Consider the following 283-nt stretch of genomic DNA (forward strand, 5'->3'; position numbering starts at 1 on the left):
TGCGCGCGAAATGTCGGTGCAGCCGCGCGGGCTGGTGCGCCTGGCCGTGCCGATGTCGTTCGGGCTGCGCTGGGTCGCGCCGCTGCTGCCGGGTTTTTTTCGCGCGTATCCGGAAGTGTCGATCGACTTGCATCTGTCGGATGCATCGGTCGATCTGGTCGCTGATGGCTTCGACGCCGCGCTGCGTATTGCTGCGTTGCCCGATTCGTCGCTGGTGGCGCGGCGGCTATGTGCGGTGACGCAATACGTGGTGGCGTCGCCGGAATATCTGGCGCGCGAAGGG

The 283-nt window shown here is 66.4% G+C and carries 1 protein-coding gene; it reads left to right on the plus strand.

Annotated features, from left to right (window positions below):
* Nucleotides 1-283 (plus strand): LysR substrate-binding domain-containing protein (locus U5A58_RS40655; protein WP_321965479.1); only part of this gene is annotated, 283 nt, incomplete at both ends.

Source organism: Paraburkholderia sp. J7 (genome assembly GCF_905220155.1).
In the GTDB taxonomy this organism is placed as follows: Bacteria; Pseudomonadota; Gammaproteobacteria; order Burkholderiales; family Burkholderiaceae; genus Paraburkholderia.